The sequence below is a fragment of the Variovorax sp. dw_308 genome, from assembly GCF_019207085.1.
In the GTDB taxonomy this organism is placed as follows: domain Bacteria; phylum Pseudomonadota; class Gammaproteobacteria; order Burkholderiales; family Burkholderiaceae_C; genus Variovorax.
Genome location: NZ_JAATOM010000001.1, coordinates 181,155 through 207,688, shown reverse-complemented (window position 1 = coordinate 207,688; position 26,534 = coordinate 181,155). Strand labels below are relative to the sequence as shown.

25 protein-coding genes are annotated in these 26,534 nt (G+C 67.1%); 15 read left to right on the top strand and 10 right to left on the bottom strand.

Translation table 11 applies throughout. From position 1 onward, the window contains the following. Nucleotides 1–85: 85 nt before the first annotated feature. On the top strand, nucleotides 86–1,051 hold the full coding sequence (locus HCU76_RS00905) for a 3-hydroxyacyl-CoA dehydrogenase (protein WP_218508189.1): 966 nt from the start codon (nucleotides 86–88) through the stop codon (nucleotides 1,049–1,051). Between the two features lie 40 nt (nucleotides 1,052–1,091). Here HCU76_RS00905 and HCU76_RS00900 read toward each other — a convergent pair whose 3' ends face one another. From HCU76_RS00900 to hisD, 3 genes are all read right to left on the bottom strand, one after another. Further along, nucleotides 1,092–2,057 (bottom strand): tripartite tricarboxylate transporter substrate binding protein, encoded by a 966-nt coding sequence (locus tag HCU76_RS00900; protein WP_218508188.1) that lies wholly within the window; start codon nucleotides 2,055–2,057, stop codon nucleotides 1,092–1,094. A 103-nt stretch (nucleotides 2,058–2,160) separates the two neighbouring features. Continuing rightward, a complete protein-coding gene (locus HCU76_RS00895; protein ID WP_218508187.1) occupies nucleotides 2,161–2,928 on the bottom strand; it encodes an SDR family NAD(P)-dependent oxidoreductase in 768 nt (255 codons plus the stop codon). A gap of 5 nt (nucleotides 2,929–2,933) precedes the next feature. Beyond that, nucleotides 2,934–4,256, bottom strand: a complete 1,323-nt coding sequence (gene hisD / locus HCU76_RS00890) for a histidinol dehydrogenase (protein ID WP_218508186.1) — start codon at nucleotides 4,254–4,256, stop codon at nucleotides 2,934–2,936. Nucleotides 4,257–4,477: 221 nt separating this feature from the next. Between hisD and HCU76_RS00885 the strand changes: the two genes are divergently transcribed. From HCU76_RS00885 to HCU76_RS00860, 6 genes are read left to right on the top strand one after another with little or no spacing between them, the layout of a single operon-like run. Next, the gene (locus tag HCU76_RS00885) at nucleotides 4,478–5,233 is read left to right on the top strand and encodes an ABC transporter ATP-binding protein (protein ID WP_218508185.1); all 756 of its coding nucleotides are present in this window, start codon (nucleotides 4,478–4,480) and stop codon (nucleotides 5,231–5,233) included. Beyond that, nucleotides 5,226–5,954: an ABC transporter ATP-binding protein gene (locus HCU76_RS00880; RefSeq protein WP_218508184.1), complete on the top strand. Its 729-nt coding sequence runs from the start codon at nucleotides 5,226–5,228 to the stop codon at nucleotides 5,952–5,954. The genes HCU76_RS00885 and HCU76_RS00880 overlap by 8 nt, the downstream gene beginning before the upstream one ends. Before the next feature lie 50 nt (nucleotides 5,955–6,004). After that, nucleotides 6,005–7,228: an ABC transporter substrate-binding protein gene (locus HCU76_RS00875; protein ID WP_218508183.1), complete on the top strand. Its 1,224-nt coding sequence runs from the start codon at nucleotides 6,005–6,007 to the stop codon at nucleotides 7,226–7,228. A gap of 12 nt (nucleotides 7,229–7,240) precedes the next feature. Further along, nucleotides 7,241–8,125, top strand: a complete 885-nt coding sequence (locus tag HCU76_RS00870) for a branched-chain amino acid ABC transporter permease (protein WP_218508182.1) — start codon at nucleotides 7,241–7,243, stop codon at nucleotides 8,123–8,125. A gap of 55 nt (nucleotides 8,126–8,180) precedes the next feature. Beyond that, on the top strand, nucleotides 8,181–9,140 hold the full coding sequence (locus HCU76_RS00865) for a branched-chain amino acid ABC transporter permease (protein WP_256353939.1): 960 nt from the start codon (nucleotides 8,181–8,183) through the stop codon (nucleotides 9,138–9,140). A 9-nt stretch (nucleotides 9,141–9,149) separates the two neighbouring features. Next, nucleotides 9,150–10,202, top strand: a complete 1,053-nt coding sequence (locus HCU76_RS00860; RefSeq protein ID WP_218508181.1) for an amidohydrolase — start codon at nucleotides 9,150–9,152, stop codon at nucleotides 10,200–10,202. A gap of 87 nt (nucleotides 10,203–10,289) precedes the next feature. On the opposite strand, the gene HCU76_RS00855 is transcribed toward HCU76_RS00860, so the two are convergent. Beyond that, on the bottom strand, nucleotides 10,290–10,835 hold the full coding sequence (locus tag HCU76_RS00855; protein WP_218508180.1) for a DUF3455 domain-containing protein: 546 nt from the start codon (nucleotides 10,833–10,835) through the stop codon (nucleotides 10,290–10,292). 188 nt (nucleotides 10,836–11,023) lie between these two features. On the opposite strand from HCU76_RS00855, the gene HCU76_RS00850 reads away from it, so the two are divergent. The 3 genes from HCU76_RS00850 to HCU76_RS00840 are packed head-to-tail and all read left to right on the top strand — an operon-like array spanning nucleotide 11,024 to nucleotide 13,133. Continuing rightward, complete coding sequence (locus HCU76_RS00850) at nucleotides 11,024–11,599, top strand: sigma-70 family RNA polymerase sigma factor (protein WP_213955265.1); 576 nt, start codon at nucleotides 11,024–11,026, stop codon at nucleotides 11,597–11,599. Nucleotides 11,600–11,612: 13 nt separating this feature from the next. Next, the gene (locus HCU76_RS00845; protein ID WP_218508179.1) at nucleotides 11,613–12,365 is read left to right on the top strand and encodes an anti-sigma factor domain-containing protein; all 753 of its coding nucleotides are present in this window, start codon (nucleotides 11,613–11,615) and stop codon (nucleotides 12,363–12,365) included. A gap of 6 nt (nucleotides 12,366–12,371) precedes the next feature. Beyond that, nucleotides 12,372–13,133: an SGNH/GDSL hydrolase family protein gene (locus tag HCU76_RS00840; protein WP_371319732.1), complete on the top strand. Its 762-nt coding sequence runs from the start codon at nucleotides 12,372–12,374 to the stop codon at nucleotides 13,131–13,133. A 68-nt stretch (nucleotides 13,134–13,201) separates the two neighbouring features. Here the strand turns inward: HCU76_RS00840 and opgC are convergent, their stop codons facing one another. Then, the gene (gene opgC, locus HCU76_RS00835; RefSeq protein ID WP_213955263.1) at nucleotides 13,202–14,317 is read right to left on the bottom strand and encodes an OpgC domain-containing protein; all 1,116 of its coding nucleotides are present in this window, start codon (nucleotides 14,315–14,317) and stop codon (nucleotides 13,202–13,204) included. A gap of 132 nt (nucleotides 14,318–14,449) precedes the next feature. Here opgC and HCU76_RS00830 point away from each other — a divergent pair, with 132 nt between their 5' ends. After that, nucleotides 14,450–15,109: a response regulator gene (locus tag HCU76_RS00830; protein WP_218508178.1), complete on the top strand. Its 660-nt coding sequence runs from the start codon at nucleotides 14,450–14,452 to the stop codon at nucleotides 15,107–15,109. Beyond that, complete coding sequence (locus tag HCU76_RS00825; protein WP_371319749.1) at nucleotides 15,109–16,452, top strand: ATP-binding protein; 1,344 nt, start codon at nucleotides 15,109–15,111, stop codon at nucleotides 16,450–16,452. The genes HCU76_RS00830 and HCU76_RS00825 overlap by 1 nt, the downstream gene beginning before the upstream one ends. A 12-nt stretch (nucleotides 16,453–16,464) precedes the next feature. Here the strand turns inward: HCU76_RS00825 and HCU76_RS00820 are convergent, their stop codons facing one another. Continuing rightward, a complete protein-coding gene (locus tag HCU76_RS00820; RefSeq protein ID WP_218508176.1) occupies nucleotides 16,465–17,250 on the bottom strand; it encodes a hypothetical protein in 786 nt (261 codons plus the stop codon). Between the two features lie 185 nt (nucleotides 17,251–17,435). Here HCU76_RS00820 and HCU76_RS00815 point away from each other — a divergent pair, with 185 nt between their 5' ends. From HCU76_RS00815 to HCU76_RS00805, 3 genes are all read left to right on the top strand, one after another. Then, on the top strand, nucleotides 17,436–18,944 hold the full coding sequence (locus HCU76_RS00815) for a DegQ family serine endoprotease (RefSeq protein WP_218508175.1): 1,509 nt from the start codon (nucleotides 17,436–17,438) through the stop codon (nucleotides 18,942–18,944). Nucleotides 18,945–19,212: 268 nt separating this feature from the next. After that, nucleotides 19,213–20,676, top strand: a complete 1,464-nt coding sequence (locus HCU76_RS00810) for a rhomboid family intramembrane serine protease (RefSeq protein ID WP_218508174.1) — start codon at nucleotides 19,213–19,215, stop codon at nucleotides 20,674–20,676. 99 nt (nucleotides 20,677–20,775) lie between these two features. Further along, nucleotides 20,776–22,506, top strand: a complete 1,731-nt coding sequence (locus HCU76_RS00805; protein ID WP_218508173.1) for a dipeptidase — start codon at nucleotides 20,776–20,778, stop codon at nucleotides 22,504–22,506. Between the two features lie 13 nt (nucleotides 22,507–22,519). On the opposite strand, the gene HCU76_RS00800 is transcribed toward HCU76_RS00805, so the two are convergent. The 4 genes from HCU76_RS00800 to HCU76_RS00785 form a co-directional block, all read right to left on the bottom strand. Further along, nucleotides 22,520–23,071 (bottom strand): hypothetical protein, encoded by a 552-nt coding sequence (locus HCU76_RS00800; protein ID WP_218508172.1) that lies wholly within the window; start codon nucleotides 23,069–23,071, stop codon nucleotides 22,520–22,522. A 105-nt stretch (nucleotides 23,072–23,176) separates the two neighbouring features. Continuing rightward, nucleotides 23,177–24,028 (bottom strand): CoA ester lyase, encoded by an 852-nt coding sequence (locus tag HCU76_RS00795; RefSeq protein ID WP_256353900.1) that lies wholly within the window; start codon nucleotides 24,026–24,028, stop codon nucleotides 23,177–23,179. A 126-nt stretch (nucleotides 24,029–24,154) separates the two neighbouring features. After that, entirely contained in the window at nucleotides 24,155–25,345 is a 1,191-nt protein-coding gene (locus HCU76_RS00790) for a CaiB/BaiF CoA-transferase family protein (protein ID WP_218508170.1), read from the bottom strand. 11 nt (nucleotides 25,346–25,356) lie between these two features. After that, nucleotides 25,357–26,517: an acyl-CoA dehydrogenase family protein gene (locus tag HCU76_RS00785; protein ID WP_218508169.1), complete on the bottom strand. Its 1,161-nt coding sequence runs from the start codon at nucleotides 26,515–26,517 to the stop codon at nucleotides 25,357–25,359. Nucleotides 26,518–26,534: the final 17 nt, after the last annotated feature.

Here is a 26,534-nt window from a genome sequence, read left to right as displayed (position 1 = left end):
ACGGCCCCGCGGCTCAGCCGCATCAGGCCAGCCGCCATGACACTGTGCATGACTCGATAGAAACACCCCCCAGGAGCAAGACGACATGAAGGACATTCAACAACCCGGCGCCAGCAAAACGGTCGCCATCGTCGGCGCCGGTCTCGTTGGCGCAGGCTGGGCCGTGGTCTACGCCCGCGCCGGACTGAAGGTGAAGGTGTTCGACGCCAATCCCGAGATCACCCGCAAGTCGATTCCGCTCATCGAAGGGCAATTGGCCGGACTGCATCGCCACGGCCTGATCGAGGAAGAACCCGCCACGATCCTCTCGCGCATCACCACGGCATCGACGTTGGCCGAGGCCGTCGAAGGCGTCGCCTACGTGCAGGAGTCCGTGCTGGAACGCGTGGACGTGAAACGGCAACTGATGATCGACCTCGACGCGATCGCCTCGCCCGACCTGATCGTGGGCAGCTCCACTTCGGGCATCCCCGGATCGGCGTTTGCGCTGGGGCTGTCGCTCTCGCCGCGCATCCTGATCGTGCATCCGGTCAACCCGCCGTACCTGGTGCCGGTGGTCGAACTGGTGCCTTCGCCAGAGACCTCCGCTGCCACCGTCGAATTCGCCGAGGCGCTGATGAAGGCGGTGGGCCAGACGGTGGTGCATGTGCGCAAGGAGGTCGAGGGTTTCGTGTTGAATCGCCTCCAGGCCGTGCTGTTGCGCGAGGCCTGGGCGCTGGTCGCCGAAGGTGTTGCCAGCTGCGAGGACATCGACAAGACGGTGCGCGACGGCCTCGGTTGGCGCTGGTCCTTCATGGGCCCTTTCGAGACGATCGACCTGAATGCGCCGGGCGGCGTGGCCGACTACGCGGTGCGGCTGGGGCCGCTCTACCAGCGCATCGCAGCGTCACGCCAGCACGAACAGCCGTGGGACGAGGCCTTGATCAAGCAGGTGGAAACGCAGCGCCGCGTGCATCTTGGACATGGGGATCTGGAATCGCGCCGCGCCTGGCGCGATGAGCGCTTGATGGCCTTCGCCGCTGCGCGCCGCAGCACGCATCCGGAAGGTTGAGCGCCGCAGGATCCGCATTGAAAGCGGATCCTGCGAGTTCTCAGTTGGCGCTGATCTTTGCCTTCTTGACGATGGCATCCCAGCGCGTCAGGTCGGCCTTGATCTGGCCTGTGAACTGCTCGGATGTATTGCCCACGGGCTCCAGTCCGGCGGCAATGTAGCGGTCCCGGTAGGACGGCGTCTCGACCACGGTCTTGATGGCGCCCTGCAACTGGTCGACGATCTGCTTGGGCGTGCCCGCCGGCGCCAGGATGCCGAACCAAGAGTTGAGGTCGAAGCCCGGCACGCCGGATTCGCTGAAGGTGGGCACGTTCGGCAGCGCGGCGGCTCGCTTGGGGGCGGAAACGCCCAGCGCCTTCACCTTGCCCGACACCACGAAGGGATACGCGGTTGCCACCGCCGTGTAGACCATCTTGACGTGGTCGCCCATGACGGCCGTCATCGCCGGCGCGCCGCCCGCATAGGGAATGTGGCGCAGGTCGATGCCGTACTGGATGTTCATCATCTCGCCCGCCGCATGAGGCGTGCTGCCCACGCCCGTAGTGGCGTAGTCGAGATAGCCCGGCTTGGCCTTGGCGAGCGCGATCATCTCCTTCACGTCCTTCGCCGGCAGGTTGTTGTTGGCGACCAGCAGCAGCGTGGAATCGGCGATCTTGCTGACGGGCACGAAGTCCTTCAGCGTGTCGAAGCCGACGTTGGGATACACCGAGGGGTTGATGGTCAGGGTGCCGTCATAGCCCAGCAGCAGCGTGTAGCCGTCGGGCTTGGCGGCGGCCACCGCGCGCGTGCCGATGTTGCCGGCAGCGCCCGGGTGGTTCTCGACGATGATCGTGTACTTGAATTGCTGCGTCAGCCCCTCGGCCAGCCAACGCGCGGAGAGGTCCGCCGCACCGCCCGGCGAATACGGCACGATGAGCTTGATGGTCTTGTTCGGGTACGCCTGGCCGTGTGCCACCGTGGCGAGCAGGAGCATTGCCGAGGCAATGGCGGTCTTGAGGTTTTTCATGTCTTTGCTTGTCTCCGTTGGATGAGCGCCTGTGTGCGCTATCGCACACGCTTGAATGAGTATCTGCACTTGTCTGCAGTGGTGTGTCGATACCTGATATGCGTCAGGCCGCCGTCCACCCGCCGTCCAGCATCAGGGCGCTGCCGGTCATGAGGCTGGACGCATCGCTCGCCAGGAACACGATCGGACCCATGACCTCGTCGATCCGGCCAAGGCGACCGAGCGCGATCCGGTCGACCACGAAGCGGCGGAACGCGAGGTCCTCGAACATCGGCGCGGTGAGGGCCGTCTCGATGAAGGTTGGGCACAGCGTGTTGACTCGGATACCTGCCGGCCCCAGCTCCCACGCCAACGCCTTGCTCATGCCTTCGACCGCATGCTTGGTCGCACAGTACAGCGTTCGTCGCGGACTGCCCACATGGCCCATCTGCGAAGAGACGTTGATGACGGAGCCCGCCTGCCCCGCGGCCTGCAGCGAACGCGCGACTTCACGGGTCACGTAGAACGTGGCCTTCACGTTCAGCGCGAACACCGCGTCGATATCCTCGTCCTGCGTGTCGACGAGCAACTTCGGCCGGTTCATTCCCGCGTTATTGACGAGGACATGGAACGGCGGACGCGACCGGATTTCCCGGCCGACCGCGCTGGAATCGGTGACGTCGAGCACGATGAATTCGGCCTTGCCGCCGCCCGCGCGAATGGTGGCACAGCCAGCCTCCAGCTCGACCTGCGAGCGCGCCGCAAGCGTGACCTCCGCCCCCGCATGGGCCAGCGCCGCCGCAGCGGCCAGTCCCAGGCCCCGGCCCGCGCCGGTGACCAGCGCGCGCTTGCCCTCGAGCCGGAAGCCGCCGAACGTCGGCAAGGCCGGCATGGCTGTCATGCCGCCAGCGCCGGGACCGGTTCGTACCACGGCACCTCGGCACGCGTGCCATAGCGTCGCACGCGGATGTTGGCCTGCTCGCCATGGCCCGCGAAGTTCTCCATGTGGCACAGGCGCGAGCAGTATTCGCCGATGGTGGCGCTGGCCTCGTCGGTCACGACGCGCTGGAAGGTGCAGGTCTTCAGGAACTTGCCGACCCACAGGCCGCCCGTGTAGCGGGCCGCCTTGTTCGTGGGCAAGGTGTGGTTGGTGCCGATCACCTTGTCGCCGAAAGCGACGTTGGTGCGCGGGCCGAGGAACAACGCGCCGTAGTTGGTCATGTTGTTCAGGAAGTAGTCCGGGTCGCGGGTCATGACCTGCACGTGCTCCGACGCGATCTCGTCGGCCTTCTGCAGCATCTCCGCGTCGGTGTCGCACACGATGACCTCGCCGAAGTCGGCCCAGCTGCGTGCTGCAATCTCGGCGGTCGGCAGGATCTTCAGCTGGCGCTCGACTTCGGCCATGGTGGCGCGGGCCAGCGTTTCGCTCGTGGTCAGCAGCACGGCGGGCGTGGTCAGCCCGTGCTCCGCCTGGCCCAACAGGTCGACCGCGCAGAGTTCGCCGTCGACCGAGTCATCGGCAATCACCAGGGTCTCCGTCGGGCCTGCGAACAGGTCGATGCCGACCCGGCCGAAAAGCTGCCGCTTGGCCTCGGCCACGAACATGTTTCCCGGGCCGACCAGCATGTCGACCGGCGCGATGCTGGGCGTGCCGACGGCCATGGCGACGACCGCCTGCACGCCGCCGAGCACCAGGATCTCGTCGGCGCCCGCAAGGTGCATCGCTGCCACGATCGCCGGATGCGGTTCGCCGTGGAACGGCGGCGCCGTTGCCACCACGCGCTTTACGCCCGCGACCTTGGCGGTGAGCACGCTCATGTGGGCGGATGCGAGCAGCGGGTACTTGCCGCCCGGGATGTAGCAGCCGACCGCGTTGATCGGGATGTGGCGGTGACCGAGAAAGACACCGGGGCGGGTCTCGACTTCGACGTCGAGCATCGAGTTGCGCTGGATCTGCGCGAAGTTGCGCACCTGCATCTGAGCGAAGCGGATGTCCTCGAGTTCGCGTGCCGACAGGCTGTTGATCGCCTTCTCGATGTTCGCCTGCGACAGCCTGAAGTCGGCCGGATCCCAGTTGTCGAACTTCCTGCTGTACTCGCGCACGGCCTCGTCGCCGCGCGTCTCGATGTCGCGAATGATGGTCTCGACGGTGCCGCGGACCTTGGCGTCGTCGTCTGCGCGGGCCTGGACATCGCGTCCGCGCTTGAGGTAGCGAATCATGGGTATCTCCTTTTGGTTGATGGCCCCGATTGAACCGGCCATCACGCTGCGATTCGCGCATATCAGCTATCGGTTGCGAGCGACGTCAGGCGATTTCACACTTTCCCCACCAGCGCAAACCGGCTGGAGAACGAACGGAGACACACCCATGCGATACAGCCTGCCTGCAAGGCCCCAGCCCTGCTACTCGCGTCCGACAACAGTCGCCCTTCGCTAAAGCCATGGACGACCTGATCCTCGAGACGAAAGGACTGTCCAAGCAGTTCAAGGGATTCGCCGCCGTGAGCGACGTGGCCCTGCGCGTCAGGCGCGGCACGATCCACGCCGTCATCGGCCCGAACGGCGCCGGCAAGACCACGCTGTTCAACCTGCTGACGAAGTTCCTGCCACCCAGCAGCGGGACCATTCACTTCAACGGCAAGGACATCACGAACCACAACGCGGGCCAGATCGCACGCCAGGGCATCGTGCGCTCCTTCCAGATCTCGGCGGTGTTCCCCCAGCTGACGGTGCTCGAGAACGTGCGCGTCGCGCTGCAGCGCAAGGCCGGCCTGGCGACCCAGTTCTGGCGGTCCGAACGATGCCTGCGCAAGCTCGATGCGGCTGCGATACAACTGCTCGACGACGTGGACCTGGCCAGCTTTGCCGACGCCTCCACCGTCAACCTGGCCTACGGCCGCAAGCGCGCGCTGGAGATCGCCACCACCCTGGCGATGGACCCCGAACTGATGCTGCTCGACGAGCCGACCGCCGGGATGGGCCATGAGGACATCGACACCGTCACCGAACTGATCCGCAAGGTGGCGGCGAGCCGGACCATCGTGATGGTGGAACACAACCTGGGCGTGGTGTCGACGCTGTCGGACACCATCACCGTGATGCAGCGCGGCTCCGTGCTGGCCGAGGGGCCGTACGACGTGGTGTCGCGCAATCCGCAGGTCCTGGAAGCGTATGTGGGAGTCACGGAAGATGTCTAGGCCGACCTCACGGCAGGACGCCGCCGTCCCCCTGCTCATCCGCGGCCTGCATGCCTGGTACGGCGAATCGCATGTGCTGCACGGCGTCGACCTCGAAGTGCGCCGCGGCGAACTGGTCACGCTGCTGGGCCGCAACGGCGCCGGCCGATCCAGCACGCTGAAATCCATCATGGGCATGGTGGGCGAACGGCGCGGCTCCATCGTGGTCAACGGCACCGAGACCATCGCCATGGCGCCGCATCGCTTGGCCCCGCTGGGCGTGGGCTACTGCCCGGAAGAACGGGCCATCTTCGCGTCGCTGTCGACCGAGGAGAACCTGCTGCTGCCGCCGGTGCTGCAGGACGGCGGGATGAGCACGGCCGAGATCTACCAGATGTTCCCCAACCTGCTGGAGCGGCGCCACAGCCCCGGCACGCGACTGTCCGGCGGCGAGCAGCAGATGCTGGCGCTGGCACGCATCCTTCGGACCGGCGCCAACCTGCTGTTGCTCGACGAGATCACCGAGGGACTGGCGCCGGTCATCGTGCAGTCGCTCGGCCGCGTGCTTCGGTTGCTGAAGGAGCGCGGCTTCACGATCGTGCTGGTCGAGCAGAACTTCCGCTTTGCCGCCGGCCTGGCGGACCGGCACTACTTCATCGAGCACGGCCGCGTGAAGGCCGTGCTGGACAAGACCGAAGTGGCGCAGCGCGCCGATGAACTGCACCAGTGGCTGGGCGTTTGAGCCACCCGAATCCCTTGCGATCAACAAACCTAGACACGGAGACATCCCTCATGAATTCGAATCCCCTGCGTTCCCTCGCGATAGGCCTGACCGCTGCCTCCCTGGCCTGTGCGCTCCATGCGCAACCGGCATCGAAGGTGTCGGACGGCGTGGTGCGCATCGGCGTGCTCACCGACATGTCCGGCGTCTACTCGGACCTCGCCGGGCCGGGCTCCGTGACCGCGGCCCAGATGGCGGTGGAGGACTTCGGCGGCAAGGTGCTGGGCACGCCGGTCGAAGTGATCTCCGCCGACCACCAGAACAAGCCCGACCTGGCCGCCAACACGGCGCGCCAATGGTTCGACACACGGCAGGTCGATGCCATCTTCGACCTGGTCAGCTCGCCGATCTCGCTGGCCGTGATGGAGATTGCACGGCAGAAGAACAAGATCGCGTTCGTGAACGGGTCGGGCACCTCCCGCGTCACCAACGACAGCTGCAATGCAAACACCGTGCACACCTCGTGGGACAGCTACTCGCAGTCGTACAGCATGATCGACGCGATCGCCAAGCAGGGCGGCGACACATGGTTCTTCGTGACGCTCGACAACGCGGGCGGCCAGAGCGTCGAGAAGGATGGCATCGAAGCCGTCAAGGCCGCTGGCGGCAAGGTGGTCGGCAGCGTGCGCTTCCCGCTGAACACGCCGGACTTCTCGTCCTATGTGCTGCAGGCCCAGGCTTCCAAGGCCAAGGTGATCGGGCTCATCGCGTCGGGCGCGGACACCGTGAACGCGGTCAAGGCCATCAACGAATTCGGGCTGACGAAACAGCAGAAGGTCGCGGCCCTGGTGACCTTCCTGCCCGAGATCCACAGCCTGGGCCTGGACGCCGCGCAGGGCCTGATCCTGAACGAGGCCTTCTACTGGGACACCGATGCCGACACGCGCAAGTTCTCGGAACGCTTCTTCGCGAAGACCAGGAAGATGCCGGACTCCGTCCATGCGGGCGTCTATTCGTCGGTGACGAACTACCTGCGCTCGGTCCAGGCCGCCGGCACCGACGACACCGCCGCGGTCATGAAGAAGATGAAGGAGACGCCGCTGAACGACTTCTATGCGCGCAACGGTTCGGTTCGCGAAGACGGGCGCCTGATCTACGACATGCGGCTCGTCCAGGTCAAGAAGCCGTCCGAATCGAAGAAGCCCTGGGACTACTACAACGTGCTCGCCACCATCCCCGCGGCGCAGGCCTTCCAGCCGCTGTCGAAGAGCACCTGCGGCCTGGTCAAGAAGTAAGCGACACCCACCATGGACATCTTCGGCGTTCCTCACCAGGCCTTGCTGGGACAGGTGTTCATCGGGCTGGTCAACGGCTCGTTCTACGCCATCCTCAGCCTCGGCCTGGCCATCATCTTCGGCCTGCTCAACGTCGTGAACTTCGCCCATGGCGCGCTCTACATGATGGGTGCGCTGGTCACGTGGATGGGTCTGAACTACCTCGGGCTGAGCTACTGGTTGTCGCTGCTGGTCGCACCGCTCGTGGTCGGCTGCTTCGGCATCCTGTGCGAGCGGACCATGATCCGCCGCCTGCGCAAGCTCGACCCGATCTACGGCCTGTTGCTGACCTTCGGCATGGCGCAGGTCGTGCAGAGCTTGGCCAGCAACTCCTATGGCGTGACGGGCCTTGCCTACAGCCCGCCGGCGCTGCTGCAGGGCGCGACTGACGTCGGCTTCATGCGGCTGCCGAACTACCGGGCCTGGGTGGTCTTCGCATCGATGGCAGTGTGCCTCGCGACCTGGTACGGCATCGAGCGCACGCGGCTGGGCGCCTACCTGCGCGCCGGCACGGAGAACCCCGGCATGGTGCAGGCCTTCGGCATCAACCTGCCGCTCATCGTGACGATGACCTATGGCTTCGGCGCGGCCCTGGCCGCCTTCGCCGGCGTGCTGGCCGCGCCCGTGATGCAGGTCAGCCCGCTGATGGGCGCCGACATCGTCGTGGTGGTGTTCGCCGTGGTGGTGGTCGGCGGCATGGGATCGATCCTGGGGTCGATCGTGACCGGGCTCACGCTGGGCGTGGTCGAAGGCCTGACCCGCGTGTACTACCCGCCCGCATCGAATGTCGTGATCTTCGTGATCATGGCCGTGGTGCTGATGTTCCGACCCTCCGGCCTGTTCGGCCAGCAGAAGTGAGTGAATCGACGTGACCCTACCGACAACACCTGCCGTCCCGACGGGCGGCGCCCACCTGCGAACCCCGGTGCTGGTCGCGCTGCTGGTGCTGGGACTGCTCGCGCCGCTCGCGGTGTACCCGGTCTTCATGATGAAGATCTACTGCTTCGCGCTCTTCGCCATGGCCTTTAACCTGCTCTTCGGCTTTGCCGGCCTGATGTCGTTCGGACATGCGGCGTTCCTGGGCAGCGCCGCCTACGTGACCGGCTACGCGGTGAAGAGCCTCGGCTTCCCGCCCGAGCTTGGCATCCTCGCGGGCACCGCGGCCGCTGCGCTGCTCGGGCTGGTGGTCGGCCGGCTCGCCATCCGGCGCGAAGGCATCTATTTCTCGATGGTGACCCTGGCCCTCGCGCAGATGGTCTACTTCATCTGCGTGCAGGCGCCGTTCACCGGGGCCGAAGACGGCATGCAGGGCATCCCGCGCGGGCATCTGCTGGGCTTCATCGACCTGGACAACATGTTCGCGATGTACTACTTCGTGCTGGCGATCTTCCTGTTCGGCTTCTTCGCCGTATACCGCATCGTGCATTCGCCCTTCGGCCAGGTGCTCAAGGCGATTCGCGAGAACGAGCCCCGTGCCATCTCCCTGGGCTATGACGTGCAACGCTACAAGCTCGTGACCTTCGTCCTGTCGGCCGGGTTGGCGGGCCTGGCAGGCGCCACGAAGACGCTGGTGTTCCAGCTTGCGACCTTGACCGACGTGCACTGGGCGACCTCCGGAGAGGCCGTGCTGATGACACTGGTGGGCGGATTGGGCACGATCTTCGGCCCCTTCGTCGGTGCCGTGGTGGTGGTGTCCCTCGAGCACCACCTGGCCGGGCTGGGATCGTGGGTCACGCTCATCATGGGGCTCATCTTCATGGCCTGCGTGCTGATGTTCCGCGAAGGCATCGTGGGGACGTCGAAGGCGCTATGGCTCCGGCGCAGGCCGCTGCCGACCACACCCGCGGAAGCTACCCTCACGGCAGAGGCCTGATCGCGCGACATGGAAAAATTCGATCCCCAATACAAGAAGAGCAACTTCCCGCAGATCCGCCGGGAGTGGCTGGCGCTTCGCCAGGAGGTCGTGCTGCAGCCCGAGCAGCGCATCGTCGACGCTCACCACCACTTCTGGGACGAGGAGTCCGCGCCCTACCATGCGGACGACCTGATGGCCGACATCGCCACTGGCCACGCCGTCGAAGCGACGGTCCTGGTCGAAGGCAAGGCGCGCTACCGGGCCAGCGGTCCGGCGCACTTGCGGCCCGTCGGCGAAACCGAGTTTGCCGCGGCGCAGGCCGAGCGCGCAGCCGGCCGGGGCGTCTCCGTGTGCGCGGGCATCGTGGCATGGGCCGACCTGATGCTCGGCCCCAAAGTCGAGGAGGTGCTGGACGCCCATGCCGAGGCTGGCAAGGGCCGGTTTCGCGGCATTCGCAGCCGTGCCGCCTGGAGCGACGATGCCGCGCTCAGCGGACCCGCCGACGGGCCACCGCAAGGATTGCTGCTGGACCCCCTCTTCCAGCAAGGCGTCAAGGTCCTGGCCCGCCTGGGCCTGAGCCTGGACGTGTGGGTCTACCACACGCAACTGGCCGACGTGGCCCAGCTCGCGCGCGATTGCCCCGAGGTTCAGATCGTGCTGAATCACGTCGGTGGCCCCCTTGGAATCGGCCCTTTCAAGGGCCGGCGTGCAGAGGTGTTCGAGGTCTGGCGGGCGGGAATGGCGGAACTGGCGCGGCACGGCAACGTCGCCGTCAAGCTCGGCGGGCTGGGCATGCCCCGCACCGGCTTTCCTTTCGCCTCTGCCGAGACACCTGTGCCGTCGGAAGAGCTTGCGTCCGCATGGCGCCCCTATGTCGAAGCCTGCATCGATTCCTTCACGCCGGCGCGCTGCATGTTCGAAAGCAACTTCCCGGTGGACAAGGGCATGTGCAGCTACTCCGTGCTATGGAACGCCTTCAAGCGTCTGGCGGCCGGCTATTCGCCGGATGAACGCGATGCGCTTTTCCGCGGGACGGCCATGCGCGCCTACCAGCTCGACGCGAAACAGACCGCCGGGTGACGCATCGCTCGGAGGCCTCGGCCGGAGATCCATAAGCAGGCGAGGTCGTTCGGGTTTCGAACGAGCGGCAACCCGTCCGAACTGGCCCTACATCGCGCGATAGAAGATGTAGTCCGCCTGGTACTTCACCACCTGCTTCTCACCCATGTTGCCGCCCGCGCACGGCAGCGCCGGAGCCACGCCGCCCCGCGTGGCCACGCGCTGGATATAGCTCACGCCCTGCATCTTGCCGGTGCCCGTCGCCAGGTTGGCCTTCGCCAGTTGGTGAGGGATATTGCCCGTGCCATTGGGCGCCACGGCGACTTGCGTGGCGGTCACTTTCGAACCGTCCATGGCTTCCCACGTGGCCGGCGGCCCGTAGTACTTGCCGACCTGCGCGCCCATGCGATCCATCAGCTTCGCGTTCGGGCCGACGAACACCCATTCGTGCTGGCCGGGCATGTTCGCCTTCACGCGGCATTCGTAGGTGATGTCGCCGGCGCCGACGGTTTCCATCGCCACCGCGTGGCCGGCGGGCACCTTGACGGCATCGGGCAGCATGGCCTGGGAATACATCGCGGGCTTGGCGCCCATGCCGGCGCAGGCGGCGAGGCTGGCGGCGGCCACCAGAGGCAGGAGGGTGCGGAGTTGCATGATCGAGTCCTTCATGTTGAGAAAAGTGGTGACTGGCACGAGCGCGCCGCCGTTGTTTTGCGTCGTGTTCGCGGCCACCCATGTGAACTACGCACGCGCGAGGCAATCGGATTCACGGCCGCCTCTGAATCTGCAGGGGGATCAGGGCCGTATCCATGGCATGCGGCGCCATGCTCCACAATCCACCGATGACCCCTGCGAGCCCGGATGCCGAACTGATGGCACTGATCGACCGCGTCGGCCTGCACGACGAAGCGGCGCTGCGCCAGCTCTACGAGCGCGTGTCGCCGCGGCTGTTTGGCCTGGCCATGCGCGTGGTCCGCCAGCGCGAATGGGCAGAGGACGTGCTGCAGGAGACTTTCCTGACGATCTGGCGCGTGGCGGTCGATTACCGTGCCTCGCTGAGTCCGCCCATGGCCTGGATGGGTTTGATCGTGCGCAGCCGCGCGCTCGACATGCTGCGCAAGCGCACGGCCGACCGCAGCAAGGTCACCGACGAGTTCGACGAGACCATGGCCGAGACGATGGCCTCCGACGCGCCGACGCCGCAGGACCTGGCCGACGCCAGCGAGCAGGCCTGGGCCCTGCACCAATGCCTGGGCCAGCTCGAAGGGCGGCAGCGGGAGGTGGTGAGCCTGGCCTACCTGCGCGACCTCACGCACGGCGAGCTGGCCGAGCAACTCAAGCTGCCGCTGGGCACTGTCAAGACCTGGATCCGGCGCGGCCTCGAGAAGCTGCGCAACTGCATGGCGCGCATCGCGTGAACAAGGGCCGCACATGAACATCGCCGCCCATTCCGAACTGCTGGACTTGCTGGCCGCCAGCTACGCACTGGGCACGCTGCGCGGCGGCGCACGTCGCCGCTTCGAAACCATGGCGCGCGAGCAGGCGCCGGTGCGCGCCGCGGCGCTGATGTGGCAGAACCGGCTCGCCGGCATGGCCGAATTGCAGCCGTCAGTGGTGCCCGATGCCGCCGTGTGGACGCGCATCCGCAACGTGATCGAGGCGGAGCGGGAAAGCGAAGCCATCGCACGCCAGCGCGCCGCAGCACCGGCACCTTCCGCGCCCGCTGGCGGCTGGCTGCGCAGCCTCGCGCTGTGGCGCGGCGCCAGCCTGGCGGGCGCGCTCGCCACCATCATCGCGGTGGTCGCCGGCCTCGACTTGCAGCGGCAATTGCAGACCACGCCCGCGGTGCAGTACGTGGCCGTGCTGGCCGACGACAAGGCCACCGCATCGATGCTCGTGACCTTCGACCCGAAGCGCAACCAGCTGGTGCTGCAGCGGCTCGGCAGCTATCAACCCGGCGCGGACAAGTCCCTGCAGCTCTGGGCGCTGCCGCCCGGTGGTGCGCCGCGCTCGCTCGGCGTGCTGGGCGACGGGCCGGCCTTGAAGCTCACGGCCACCGAAGCCAACCTGCGCGCCATCCCGGCTCTGGCCATCAGCCTGGAGCCGCGCGGCGGCGTGCCGAGCGAGCGCGGTCCGACGGGGCCGGTGCTGTTCCATGGGCCGTTGATTGAAAAGACTCTCTGAGCGTCCGTGAACACAAGCATCTCCCGCATGTCGGCCGGCGCGCACTGCGCGCACTGCGCGCCCCGCGCAGTCCTGGTCGGACTGGCGCTGTGCGGCGCGTTGGCCGCGCAGCTTGTGCAGGCGCAGGAAGCGCCCGCCACAGCCACTGCCACGACTGCCGAAGCCTCGGCGCGCGCTCGCTGGCAAAGCGAGCTGTCGGCCTTCGCCCAAGCTGACCGCGAACACCCGCCAGCGGCCGATGGCGTGGTGTTCGTGGGCAGTTCCACGATCCGCTTCTGGACGCACCTGGCGGCCGACTTTCCCGCGCAGCCCGTGATCCTCAACCGCGGCTTCGGCGGTTCCACCATGGCCGACTGCAGCCTGCTGGCGCGCGAACTGGTGGTGCGCTACAAGCCGCGCCAGGTGGTGGTCTATGCGGGCGACAACGACTTGGCCGAAGGGCAATCGCCATTGCAGGTGATGACGAGCCTTGCGCGCTTCATGGCCGCCGTGCGCGCCGAGCTTCCGGGTGCGCGCTTCAGCTTCATCTCGGTCAAGCCGAGCCCCTCGCGCGCGACGCTGCTGCCGAAGATGCGCGAGACCAACGACATCGTGGCGGCGTACCTCCGAACCCAGGCCAACAGCGAATACATCGACACCTTCACGCCGATGCTCGGCGCCGACGGGCAACCGCGCGTGGAACTGTTTCGCGCCGACATGCTGCACATGAACGACGCCGGCTACCGCATCTGGCAGTCGGTGGTTGCGCCGTACCTGTTGCCACCCTGAATCCGGGAGCAGGCGGCGACTTCTGCGAACCCTTTGCGACTTCTGCGTTCGGCTGCCCGCTCGCATCTTCAGGAACTTCGCCGCTCCCACCAGAGCGTGACGCGCGCCACGGCGTACAGCCACGCGAACACCACGGCGATCAGCACCGCGTCCCCCCACGCCGGCCGGGCCAACTGGTTGCTGCCATAGAAAGCGAGCGTCAGCAGCACCGCCAGCAGGTGGGCACAGAACACCGGCAAGGAGGCCGAGCCCATCGCTTCGAGCGGGCGCAGCCAGCGTCGCGGCAAGCGCTCGATCAAGCCAGGGCCGAAGCGCACCGCGAGCACGCCGAGCGCCGCCAGGTTGATGACCCGGAACGGCCCGAGTTGCCACTTGTCGAACAGCAGGTTCATGGCCACGTCGCCGCCGTACGGCGCCTGCCCGTCGTCGCCGAAATGGCGCCACGCGAAGCAGTACACCGCCACCGCGATGGACGGCACGACCACCCACCACGGGAAGTGCAACGGCCGGGCGTCGTGCGCCTGGCGCCCCATGCCGATCCACAAGCCGGTGAACCAGACGAACTGCCAGGCGAAAGTGTTGAACGACCCCATTTCCTCGTAAGGCACCGACAACCCGAACTCCCTCACGGCGAGCCCGTAGGCCCACTCGCTGAGCCCGAACTGGGCCATCGCCCACAGCGCGACGCTCGCCAGCATCACGAGCGCCCAGCCATGCCGCAACGCGTAGCCCAGCACCCAGGGGCTCAACAGCATGAAGAAGATGTACATCGGCAGGATGTCGAGCAGCGGCGGCTCGTAGACCAGCAGCAGCCCGCTCAGGAAGGCGTCGCGTGGCTGGGCGAGGTAGTACGAGACGAGGTCGGTCACGGCCGGCTGGTCGAAGCGCACGCCCAGGCCGGCAATCACGGTGAACAGCAGCAACAGGGTCGCGGCCTGCGCCAGCCACACCTTCAACGCCCGCCGCGCAAAGGCCCATCGCATCGCAGCGATGCCCTGGCGCTGCGCAAGGCGGCTGTAGACAAGGCCCGACACGTAGGCCGACAGCAGCACGAATCCCTCGGCCGCCGAGACCCAGCCGAAAGGCTGCCCCAGCGGATCGGTCAGGCGCGACGGCAGGTGCGTGAGCGTCATCAGCACGAGCATCAGCCCGCGCAGGGCGTCGATTTCCCATTGACGCTTCATCGTGGTGGCAGGCTGGAAAGGGCGTGGGCGCCAGAGGCAAAACGAGCGATGCTACAGGCTTCGCGAGTCGATTCAGCCCGGCTTAAGCGGCGAAAGGACAATCGAGCCTCCCCTCCCACATTCCGGACCACCATGCGCCTGCTGCTCGTAGAAGACGACACCATGATCGGCGAGGCGCTGCTCGACCTGCTGCGCAGCGAGAACTATGCGGTCGACTGGGTGCGCGACGGCGAGATGGCCGACACCGCCCTGCGCGCCCACGCCTACGACCTGATGCTGCTGGACCTGGGCCTGCCGCGCCGCGACGGCATCGATGTGTTGCGCAGCCTGCGCGCGCGGCGCGACAGCGTGCCGGTGCTGATCGCCACGGCGCGCGATGCGGTCGGCGACCGCGTGGCCGGCCTCGACGCGGGCGCCGACGACTACGTGGTCAAGCCCTATGACATGACCGAGTTGCTGGCCCGCATCCGCGCATTGATCCGCCGCCGCGCCGGCCATGGCGAGCCGGTCTTCGCGCACAAGGGCGTGACGCTCAACCCTGCCACGAAAGTCGCCACACTCAACGGCCAACCGGTGACGCTCTCCGCGCGCGAATGGGCCGTGATCGAGCCGTTGATCGCGCGGCCCGGGGTGCTGCTGTCGCGTGCGCAACTGGAGGAAAAGCTCTACAGCTGGAAGGACGACATCAGCAGCAATGCCGTCGAGGTCTACATCCACGGCCTGCGCAAGAAGCTCGGCGCGGGGCTCATCCAGACCGTGCGCGGCCTCGGCTACATGGTGCCGCGCGAATGATGAACGCAACGCGCGGCGCCCATCACTCGCTGCGCGGTCGGCTGCTGCGCTTCGTGCTTGCGTCGATCCTGCTGGCCGGGCTCGGCCTGGGTATCACGACCTATCGCGGTGCGCTGCGCGATGCCGATGCGCTGTTCGACCTGCACCTGCAGCAGATGGCCCACACGCTGCGCGGCAGCACCGTGCTCGGCACCACGGCCGATGGCGACTACGGCGAGGAAGGCTACGACGTTTTCGTGCAGATATGGGGACCGGACGGCACGCAGGTGTTCCGGTCCGCCCGCGCCGCGCTGCCGCCGCAGGCCGTGCTGGGTTTTTCCGACGCGACCGTGGACGGCACGCGCTACCGCGTCTACTCGCTGCAGACCCCGTTGCAGACGGTGCAGATCGCGCAGGACATGGACGCGCGCCAGTCCCGCGCCAGGGGCCTGGCGCTGCGCGCGACGCTGCCGCTGGCGCTGATGGCGCCGTTGTTGATGCTGGCGGTCGGCTGGATCATCACGCGTTCGCTGGCGCCGGTGAAGCGCATGCAGCGCGAGGTCGCGGGCCGGGCCGACGATGACCTCTCGCCCCTGCCCGAGCAGGGCTTGCCCGACGAGGTGCGGCCGCTGGTGCGGGAGTTGAACCTGCTGTTCCGGCGCGTCAGCGGCGCCTTCGAAGCGCAGAAGAACTTCGTGGCCGACGCGGCGCATGAACTGCGCTCACCGCTCACCGCGCTCAAGCTGCAGGCCGAGTCGCTGCGCCGCGCCGGCGACGAGGCGAGCCGCGAGCAGGCCACGGTGCGCTTGCAGCAGGGCATCGACCGCTCGATCCGGCTCGTCGGCCAGTTGCTCGCGCTGGCACGGCAGGAGACCACGACGATGCCAGCCGATGACCCGCGCCAACCGGTCGACCTGGAGGCGCTGGTCGCCGAAGCCATCGCCGCCGTGCTGCCGCAAGCGCAGCAGCGCGACATCGACGTCGGACTGGCCGCATCGGTGCCCGCGCAGGTGAAGGGCCAGCCTGCCGCGCTGCACATCCTGCTCGGCAACCTGCTCGACAACGCGGTGAAGTACACGCCGGTGAACGGCCGCGTCGACGTGACCATCGCGTCGGAAGCCGATGGGACAACGGTGCTGCGCGTGGAAGACAGCGGCCCGGGCATTCCCGAAGCCGACCGCGACCGCGCCTTCGACCGCTTCTACCGCGCGGCCGGCGTCGAAGCCAGCGGCAGCGGATTGGGCCTGGCGATCGTGCAGGCGATTGCGCAGCGCCATGGCGCCACGGTGGAGCTTGCGAAGTCGGATCGGCTGGGCGGCTTGAAAGTGAGCGTGTCGTTTCCGGCGGCGGCGCCGGCCGCCTGAGGCCGCTTCCCGTCAGCCCAGCAGGAACTGGTCGAGCGGATCGCGCAGGCGATTCTTCGCGATCCGCTTGAAGCCCTTCGGCGTCGGGTGCAGTTCGTTGGCCCACCACTGCTCGTCGGTCGAGCCGGGAGCCTCCGGCAGTTCGCCCGCCGTCAGGACCGCGACGAGCGGTCCCAGCGCAGCCTCCTTCGTCAGTTCGACTTGCGCCAGGTGCAGCTTGTTCACCAGGCTCTTGAACACGTCGCGCCGCAGTTGCTCGGGCACCTGGGCGATGTCCATCGGCACCTTGAGCCATTTGCCGGGGCCGAAGAAACCCTGGCCTGTCGGCCATGCGTTGTCGTAGTTATGCATGACGACGGGTGCCGTCTTGTTGTGCGCACGGAAGCGCACGATGACCTCGCGGTACGCGTTCATGATGCCGGTGATCACTGCGTCGGGCTGAACGAGTGCGAAGCAATCTTTCACCGTGGTCGCGGCGCTGCAATTGGTGTTGAGCAAGCGCAGGAAGTCGTCCTGCCCCGCAACGTCGTTGCCGCCGCCGCTGAGCATCAGGACCTTGCAGCCGCGTGCGTACATGTCGAAGCCCAGGTTGATCGTCTTGCGCATGCCTTGCGACCACTCCGCTGCCTCGGCGCCATTGCGACCGATGACGACGAAGCTCTCCGACGCGAACAACGCGCCGATCTCGGTCGCGAGGTTGTCGATCGGGTACCACCACCATGAGTCCCCGATCATCAGGACCGAGCCGGGTGCGCCCGCCTGCAGGGCGGTGTGAACTCCCCAGAAGACGTTTGACATCGGGTCTACCTCCTCGCGTTGAATGTTTCTCGAATGCGTCGCAAGCCACTCTATCCATGGCCTGCGTGGTCCCCATCCCTCTTCGTGGGGAGGCAACACGCGCATGCGGGCAAGGCGTTCCGGTTAAGCCCCTTCTAAGCCAGCCTCCCCAACATTGCGTCATCCACTTCACAAGGACTGACCCCATGCGACTCGAATCCCTCACCCCTACCCGCCTGATGCTGGCACTCGTGACGGCGGGCGTCATCGGCGGCGCCAGCGTCTCGGCGCTCGAAGGGACCCACGCCATTGCGGCAACGCCACCGGTGGCCACGGCGACCACCACCACCGGCATTCCGGTGGCGTTGCCCGACTTCTCGCAGATCACCGCGCAGAACGGCCCGGCGGTGGTGAACATCAGCGTGGTCGGCACGCGCACCGCCGACGAAACGGCGAGCAGCGACGACGGCAACCCGTTTGCCGATGGCGATCCGTTCGGCGAGTTCTTCAAGCGCTTCGGCGTGCCGGGCATGCAGCAACCCGGCAGGCGCGGCCAGCATGGTGCGCCCTCGCAGCCCGAGGCCCAGACCGTGCGCGGCCAGGGCTCCGGCTTCATCGTGAGCGCGGACGGCATCATCCTGACCAACGCGCACGTCGTGAAGGGCGCGAAGGAAGTGACGGTCAAGCTCACCGACCGGCGCGAACTGAAGGCCAAGGTGCTGGGCGCCGACCCCAAGACCGACATCGCGGTGCTCAAGGTCGAGGCCAGGAACCTGCCGGTGGTCAAGCTCGGCAGTGTCGAGGACCTGAAGGTCGGCGAATGGGTTCTGGCCATCGGCTCGCCCTTCGGCTTCGAGAACACGGTGACGGCAGGCGTGGTGAGCGCCAAGGGCCGCTCGCTGCCGGATGACAGCGCGGTGCCCTTCATCCAGACCGATGCTGCGGTGAATCCCGGCAACTCGGGCGGGCCGCTGTTCAATGCGCGCGGCGAGGTCGTGGGCATCAACTCGCAGATCTACAGCCGCACCGGCGGCTACCAGGGCGTGTCCTTCGCGATCCCGATCGACCTGGCCAGCAAGATCGAGAAGCAGATCGCCGCGACGGGCAAGGTCGAGCACGCGCGGCTGGGCGTGTCGGTGCAGGAGGTCAACCAGACGCTGGCCGACTCCTTCAATCTCGACAAGCCTGAAGGCGCGCTGATCGCGAACGTCGAGAAGGGTGGGCCCGCGGACCAGGCCGGCCTGCAGACCGGGGACGTGATCCGCAAGGTCGACGGCAAGCCGATCGTCTCCTCGGGCGACCTGCCCGCGGTGATCAGCATGGCGACGCCGGGCTCGAAGGTGCAACTCGACATCTGGCGCAAGGGCAGCGCCGAGACGATCACGGCCAGGCTCGGCAATGCCAACGACAAGGCCGAGAAGGTCGCGAGCGCGAAGGATGCAGCCGACCAGGGCAAGCTGGGCCTGGCACTGCGCCCGTTGCAGCCGGACGAGCGGCGCGAAGCCGGGGTCGACAACGGCCTGGTGGTCGAGGCCGCGCGCGGACCGGCTGCCATGGCCGGCGTGCAGGCCGGCGACGTGCTGCTGGCGGTCAACGGCACGCCGGTGCGCAGCGTGGACCAGGTCAAGGACGTGATGAGCAAGTCGCCGAAGTCGGTGGCCTTGCTGGTGCAGCGCGGGGATGACAAGATCTTCGTGCCTGTGCGGATCGGCTGACGGCGGTTGCAGGGCGGTTGCAGGGGTGGGCCGAGGGGCGGCGGGTAGCCCCTTCCGCGAATGTCCCCCGGCCTGCGGCCTCCTCCTTTATTTCGCTGCAGGGGCTACCCGCCGCCCCTCGGCCTGGCACGGTCGGGCTTCATCGCGACACTCCAAGCGCCCCGGTATCCTCAGAGCCACCGGAACACGGCAAGACTGCCAAAAAACGCACGTCGCAGAACTGTCACAGATTGTTAGATAGCGGCGCGGTTTCGGCTACGCTCCTGCTGTGTTCTATGCAATCCCCCTCGAAAGCAAGCCGACCTGGCGCAACCCGCCATGGCTCACGCTGCTGTTGATCCTCGTCAACGTTGCGATCTTCTTCGGCCCGCAACGCACGGAGGAGAAAGCCGAGCAGCGCGCCACCGCCTACTACCTCTCCACACCGCTGGCCGACTGGGAGCTTCCGCCCTTCGTCACTCACCTGGAGCAGACCGGCAGCCGCTTCGCGAAGCAGGCGCGCGAGGTGTTGCGCCGCGGGAAACAGCGCGGCGAACTGGTGCAGTTGATGCACACGGAGCGCAAGTTCGAGACGCGGCTTCGCGCCGACAAGGTCATCCTCGCGGACGACCCGCGCCATGACGAATGGAAGGCCCTGCGTGCGGACTACGAACGCATGCTGCCCGCGCCCTTCACCGACCGCTGGTCACTGGATTTCGCCGATGGCGCGGCGCCGCAACCGCTCACCTGGCTGACATCGGCCTTCCTGCACGCCAGCGCCAGCCATCTCATCGGCAACATGGTGTTCCTGTTCCTGTTCGGCTTCACCGTCGAACTGGCGCTGGGCCGCGCCACCTACCTGGGCTTCTATGTGCTGGGCGCGCTGGGCGCCTCGGCCATGGCGATGTGGGCCTATGGCGGGCGCGGCGGCTACGGATTGGGCGCCTCGGGCGCGATCGCGGCCTTGATGGCGATGTATGCGCTGATCTACAAGCTGCGCCGCATCCGGTTCTTCTACCAGTTCTTCTTCTACTTCAACTACATCACCGCGCCGGCGCTGATCCTGCTGCCGATCTGGATGGTCAACGAGTTCGTGCAGCACGTCACCGGCCACACCGGCGTCGGCTACATGACCCACCTGGGTGGCTTGCTCACCGGCACGTTGTTGATGCTGCTGTGGCCTGCGGCGCGGCGCAGCAAGCCGGTGGTGGCGCCGGTGGCGCCGCCAGATCCGTTCCATGACCACGTCGAGCGTGCCACGCAGTTCAGCGCGCGGCTGCAGTTCGACCGCGCTGCCGTCGAATGGGCAGCCGCTGCCAGGCTGAGGCCGGAAGACCAGCCCACGCTGCGCGCGTTCTTCAACACCGCGCGCCTGCATCCTTCGAGCAACGCCTTCCACCGCGCGGCCAAGCAGATCTTTCGCTTGAAGGACGGCAGCGAGGCCGCGGTCGAATTCCAGCACGAGAGCTACAAGGTCTACCTCGACCAGGCCAAACCGTCGGTGCGGCTGAAACCGCGCGACATGGGCCGGCTGGCGACACGCTTTGCCCGCAGCGGACACATGGACGATGCGCGCCGGCTCTGCCAGGCGCTGTTGTCCAGTGCGCCGGATGACGGCGCGACCGTCGAGGCGCTGACCATGGTCGCCTCTTGCGAATGGCACGCCGGACAGCGCGAGCAGGCGCTGAACTGGCTGCCGCAATTGCAGAAGCTGGCGCCAGCCCATCCGGTGACCCGCATGCTCGTCGCTTGAGTGCGGCATTGGCCTGTTACAGGCCACCAAGGCAGGTGCGACGTGCGGCCCTGGTTCTGGATGCATCATTGCGACTAAAACATTCAGCGGAGCATCGTCATGAAGCAAATCGCCCTCCTCCCACTCGGCCTTGCGCTGGCGCTCGCGGCCTCGGCAACGATGGCCGACACGATCAAGAAGCCCGGGCTCGACAAGCTCGCCGCCTCGCAACAAGCCTCGCCTTCGACCGACTTCAACGCCTTCCTCGACGCTGCAGCCAAGGCCGACCCGGCACTCCAGCCGGCCGTCGACGCGTACCGCAAGAAGGCCCCGCTCGCCGGTGACGACCTCACCAACATCAGCCGGCTACTCGGGCTCTACAACCGGCTGCGCAACCACGACGCGGTGATCGCCGCCACCGCGCGCATGGTCGCGATCCCGACGGTGCGCGACGACAAGATCCCGCCGCACGAGAGCAAGGCCATCATCGAGTTCGGCACTCTGGTCGAAGGCATGGCCCGGGACTTCGGCCTGCAGTACCGCAACGTCGACAACCGCATCTTCGAAGTCAAGCTGCCGGCCAACACGGCTTCGGCCGGTGGCGAGTTCGGCATCCTCACGCACGCCGACGTGGTGCCGGTCGTGGCGAGCGAATGGGTGCTGGACGACGGCACGAAGCTCGACCCCTTCAAGCTCACGCGCGTGGGCGACTACCTCTATGGCCGCGGCAGCATCGACGACAAGGGCTCGATCGCGGCCGTGCTGTTCGCGATGAAGACGGTGAAGGAAAGCGGCCTGCCGCTGGATCGCACGATCCGCCTGATGATCGAGACGACCGAGGAAGGCGATGGCAGCGCGATGAAGTACTACCGCGCCAGGAACCCGCTGCCCGACTACAACATCGTGCTCGACAGCAAGTACCCGGCCGTGGTGGCCGAGAAGGGAACCGGTGCGTTGAAGGTGTTCTTCCCGGCCGAGCCCACCGACGGCACGACGACCACGATCGTTGCCATGGCCGGCGCGGCGATCGCCAACACGGTCCCGCAGACCGCGACCGCGAAGCTGAAGGGCGGCGACCTGGCGACCGTCGCCGCGAAACTGAACGCCGCCAAGGCCGCCTTCATCCAGAAATACGAAAGCCAGGGCGGCAAGTTCGCGATCGATGTCGCGCAGGGCGCCGACAGCGTGGACGTTAAGGTGACCGGTGTCTCCGCCCACGGCTCGCGTCCCGAGGAAGGTGTGAACCCGCTGCCGCGCCTGGCGTTGTTCCTGCAGGAGTCCGCCGTGCCGCTCGCCAACAACCACTACGCGAAGGCAGTGAAGTACCTGGTCGACCTCTACGGCACCGGCTACCTCGGCGAGAAGATGGGCCTCGGCTACAAGGACGACTTCATGGGACCCTTGACCTTCTCGCCCAACCTCATCCGCGAGAACGACGGCAAGCTCGAAGTCACGGCCAACGTGCGCATGCCGCGCGGGCGCACGCCCGAGGAACTCCAGAAGGCCGTCACCGCCAAGGTCGAAGCATGGGCCGCGTCCCATGCCACGAAGATCACCATCGACTACAACCAGGGCGACTGGATGGCGCGCGACCCCAAGGGTGCGTGGCTCTCCACGCTGCTCAACATCTTCGGCGACACCACCGGCCTCGAGGCCAATCCCGTGCCCACCGCCGGCAGCACCACGGCCAAGCTGATGCCCAACGCCATCAACTTCGGACCGGCGATGCCCGGCAAGAAATACACGGCGCACAACGCCAAGGAATTCAAGGAAGTGGCTGACCTGGACGCCGACATGCAGATGTTCACCGAGATGCTCGTGCGCATCGGGAACCTGGAGCAGATGCAGTAGGCGACGGCTCGGCTCATGCCTGGCCTGCGGGCTCCAGCAACCCGGGCAGTTCGCGCACCTGGCCGTCGCCGATGAACGCGCCGCCCACCAGCATCCGGAAAGCCGCATCGCGCTGGAACCTCGGCAATGCCAGGGCCGGCGCCAGGAACTCGATCTGCACGGGGTGCGACTTTCCGCGCCGCACGGTCTCGCCGGGGCGGACGAACCAGCGTGCGGAGAAGCCGTCGTTGCCGACGACGAGTGCGCAACGGTGCTCGCCGACTGCCACCGGCACGTCCTCGCTGGGCACCGATGCGGCGCGCAAGGTGAGATCGACCCGCGCATGCGCATGGAAGGTCTCGGGCCCGCCGAAGGTCTGCGGCTCGGGCGCGGGTGGACGGCGCATGCGGGCAATCAACCACCCGATGATGTTGCCGACGATCGGCAGCCACAGCAGCATCAGCAAGGTCCCGATGTCGCGCAGCATCGAGCCCTGCGCCGCGAACTGCCGCAGCAGTGCGCCTCCTACGGCCATGCACAGCAGGACGATCACGATCAGCTTGCGCCGGGACTGGATGGTTGTCATGCCGGGATCGTATAGCGCGCGGACTGGGCCTGGCCGGCGGTCTCGGTCAAGGCTCGGGCTGAACCGGGTCACCAACCTCGACAAGAGGAGCCGTCTCTCAGTTGATCAGGACTTGGCGCTACTGGTTGCGGCCCGCGCCATCGTGCGGTGCGCCTGCAGCACGACCGGCAGGTCCACCATGCGGCCATCGAGTTGCACGGCCGCGCCCTCTGCTGCGGCATCGGCGGCGATCACGCGGCGCGCCCATTCCAGTTCCTGCCCGGTCGGCACCAGCGCCTCGTGGAGCACGGCCACCTGGCGCGGGTGAATGCAGAGCTTGCCGCCGAATCCGTAGCGCAGTGCGCGCCGGGCATCGGCGCGCAGTCGGAGTTCGTCGTCGATCTGAACCGTCACGCCATCGATCGCGGGGGCGAGGCGGTTCAAGCGCGTGGCGATCGCGACCGCGAAGCGCAGCGGCGCCAGTTCGGTTTCCAGGTCGTCGCACTGGATGCCGGTATCGGCCATGAAGTCGATGTGCCCGATCGCGAGCCTCAACACGCCCGCCGCGGCGGCCAGCGAAGGGAGCGCGGCATAGCCTGCCGCACTCTCGACGATCGGCAACGTGGCGATGCCGTCCAGGCGCGCATGCACGCCCGCGAGCGCCTGGGGCGATTCGGCCTTGGGCACCATGACGGCGGCGGGCGCCGGGCTCAATCCCTTCAACCACGCCAGGTCGTCTTCACCCGCTGCCGTGTCGGATGGGTTGATGCGGACGACCCATGGCACGTCGCAGTCCTGCAGCAGCGCCCACTCGCGCCCGATGGCCGCGCGTGCCGACGTCTTGTCCGCGGCAGGTACGGCGTCCTCCAGGTCGAGGATGACGGCGTCGGCGCCGCTGCGTGCGGCCTTCTGGAAGCGCTCCGGCCGGTTGCCCGGCACGAACAGCAGGCTGCGCGCCCGGGCGCATCGTTGGGTCATGGCTTCCATCATCGATGCAGTGCGACTGTCGCTGGGAGTGCGGTCACGAGTGCGACCACGGGGCCAGCGGCGGTGCGGTGGCGCTGGAGTTGGAGGAAGGTGCGATTCATGGATGCCCCCTTTTCTTCAGATGGCTTTGGCGCTGCGCATCGTCTCGATCGCGTCCGCACCGAAGCCCAGCTCCGCGAGGATCGATGCGGTGTGTTGCCCGAGCGCGGGCACGGCATCCATGCGCGGCGAGAAGGCTTCGTTCCGGCCGGGCGGCAGCAGGGCAGGAACAGGGCCTGTCGGCGTCTCGACCTGGGTCCAGCGTCCGCGCGCCTGCAGCTGGGCATGGTTCCATACGTCCTGCATGTCGTTCATGTGTGCGTTGGCGATCTGCGCCTCGTCGAGGCGCGCGATCACCTGCTCGGCGCTGAGCGACGCAAAGGTCTCGACGATGATTGCCCGCAGTGCCTGCCTTGCCGCCGTGCGCTTCGAGTTCGATGCGAAGCGTTCGTCGGTTGCCAGTTCGGGCCGTTGCAGCGCGACGCGACAGAAGGCCTCCCATTCGCGCTCGTTCTGCAGGCCGAGCATCACGGTCTTGCCGTCGCCGGCCGGGAACGGGCCGTAGGGATAGATGGTCGCGTGCGCGGCACCGGCCCGTGGCGGCGGCGCCGCGCCGTCGAAGGCGTAGTACAGCGGGTAGCCCATCCACTCGACCATGCTTTCCAGCATCGAGACGTCGATGCGGCAGCCCTGGCCGGTTCGGCCACGCTGGATGAGTGCCGACAGGATGTTGGTGTAGGCGTACATGCCCGCCGCAATGTCGGCGATGGAACAGCCGGCTTTCGCGGGCTCGTCCGGCGAGCCGGTGATCGACAGGAAGCCCGACTCGCTCTGGATCAGCAGGTCGTAGGCCTTCTTGTCGCGGTACGGGCCCTTGTTCCGGGGGGCGTCGCCGTAGCCCGAGATGTCGCAGACGATGAGCCGCGGGTGCATCTCGCGCAAGTCTTCGTACGACAGGCCCAGGCGCGCCGCCGCGCCCGGAGCCAGGTTCTGCACCAGCACGTCCGCGCGTTCGATCAGCCTGGCCAGCACATCCTTGGCCTGCGGCTGCTTGACGTCGAGCGTGAGGCTTTCCTTGGAGCGGTTGGTCCAGACGAAGTGCGATGCCATGCCGCGCACGCGCTCGTCATAGGCGCGCGCGAAATCGCCGCTGCCGGGCCGCTCGACCTTGATGACGCGTGCGCCGAGGTCGGCCAGTTGCCGCGTGCAGAAGGGCGCCGCGATGGCGTGCTCCAGCGTGACGACGGTGATCCCGTCGAGGGGTCGCATGGTCGGGTTCATCAGAATGATCGCGGCAGGCCCAGCAGGTGCTCGGCCACGTACGAAAAGATCAGGTTGGTCGAGATCGGCGCGACCTGGTACAGGCGCGTCTCGCGGAACTTGCGCTCGATGTCGTATTCGTTGGCGAAGCCGAAGCCGCCGTGCGTCTGCATGCAGACGTTGGCCGCCTCCCACGAGGCCTTGGCAGCGAGGTACTTCGCCATGTTGGCTTGCGCGCCACAGGGCTGGTTGGCGTCGAACAGTTCGGCCGCCCTGAAGCGCATCAGGTTGGCCGCCTCGATCTCGATGAACGCGTCCGCGATCGGGAACTGCACGCCCTGGTTCTTGCCGATGGGCCGGTCGAACACGATGCGCTCGTTGGCGTACTTGGTGGCCCGGTCGATGAACCAGTAGCCGTCGCCGATGCACTCGGCCGCGATCAGCGTGCGCTCGGCATTGAGGCCGTCGAGGATGTACTTGAAGCCCTTGCCTTCCTCGCCGATGAGGTTCTCTTCCGGGATCTCGAGGTTGTCGAAGAACAGCTCGTTCGTCTCGTGGTTCACGAGGTTGGGAATGGGCCGCACGGTCATGCCGTTGCCGATGGCGTGCTTCAGGTCGACGATGAAGATCGACATGCCTTCGGACTTCTTCTTGACCTCGGCCAGCGGCGTGGTGCGCGCCAGCAGGATCATCAGGTCGGAGTGCTGCACGCGGGAGATCCAGACCTTCTGGCCGTTGACGACGTAGCGGCCGTCCTTCTTCACGGCGGTGGTCTTGATCTTGGTGGTGTCGGTGCCGGTGGTCGGCTCGGTGACGGCCATCGACTGGATGCGCAGCTTGCCCGCGGCGATGGGCGGCAGGTACTTGTCCTTCTGCGCCTTGCTGCCGTTGCGAAGCAGCGTGCCCATGTTGTACATCTGGCCGTGCACGGCGCCGGAGTTGCCGCCGCTGCGGTTGATCTCTTCCATGATCACGGTCGCGGCGGTGAGGCCCAGGCCCGTGCCGCCGTATTCCTCGGGGATCATGGCGGCGAGCCAGCCGGCTTCCATCAGGGCATCGACGAACTTCTCGGGGTAGGCCCGCTGCTCGTCGACCTTGCGGAAGTACTCGTCGGGGAACTGCGAGCACAGGTGGCGCACGGCATCGCGGATTTCCTGGTGCTCGTCGGCTTCGTTCAACATGAATCGTCTCCTTGAAT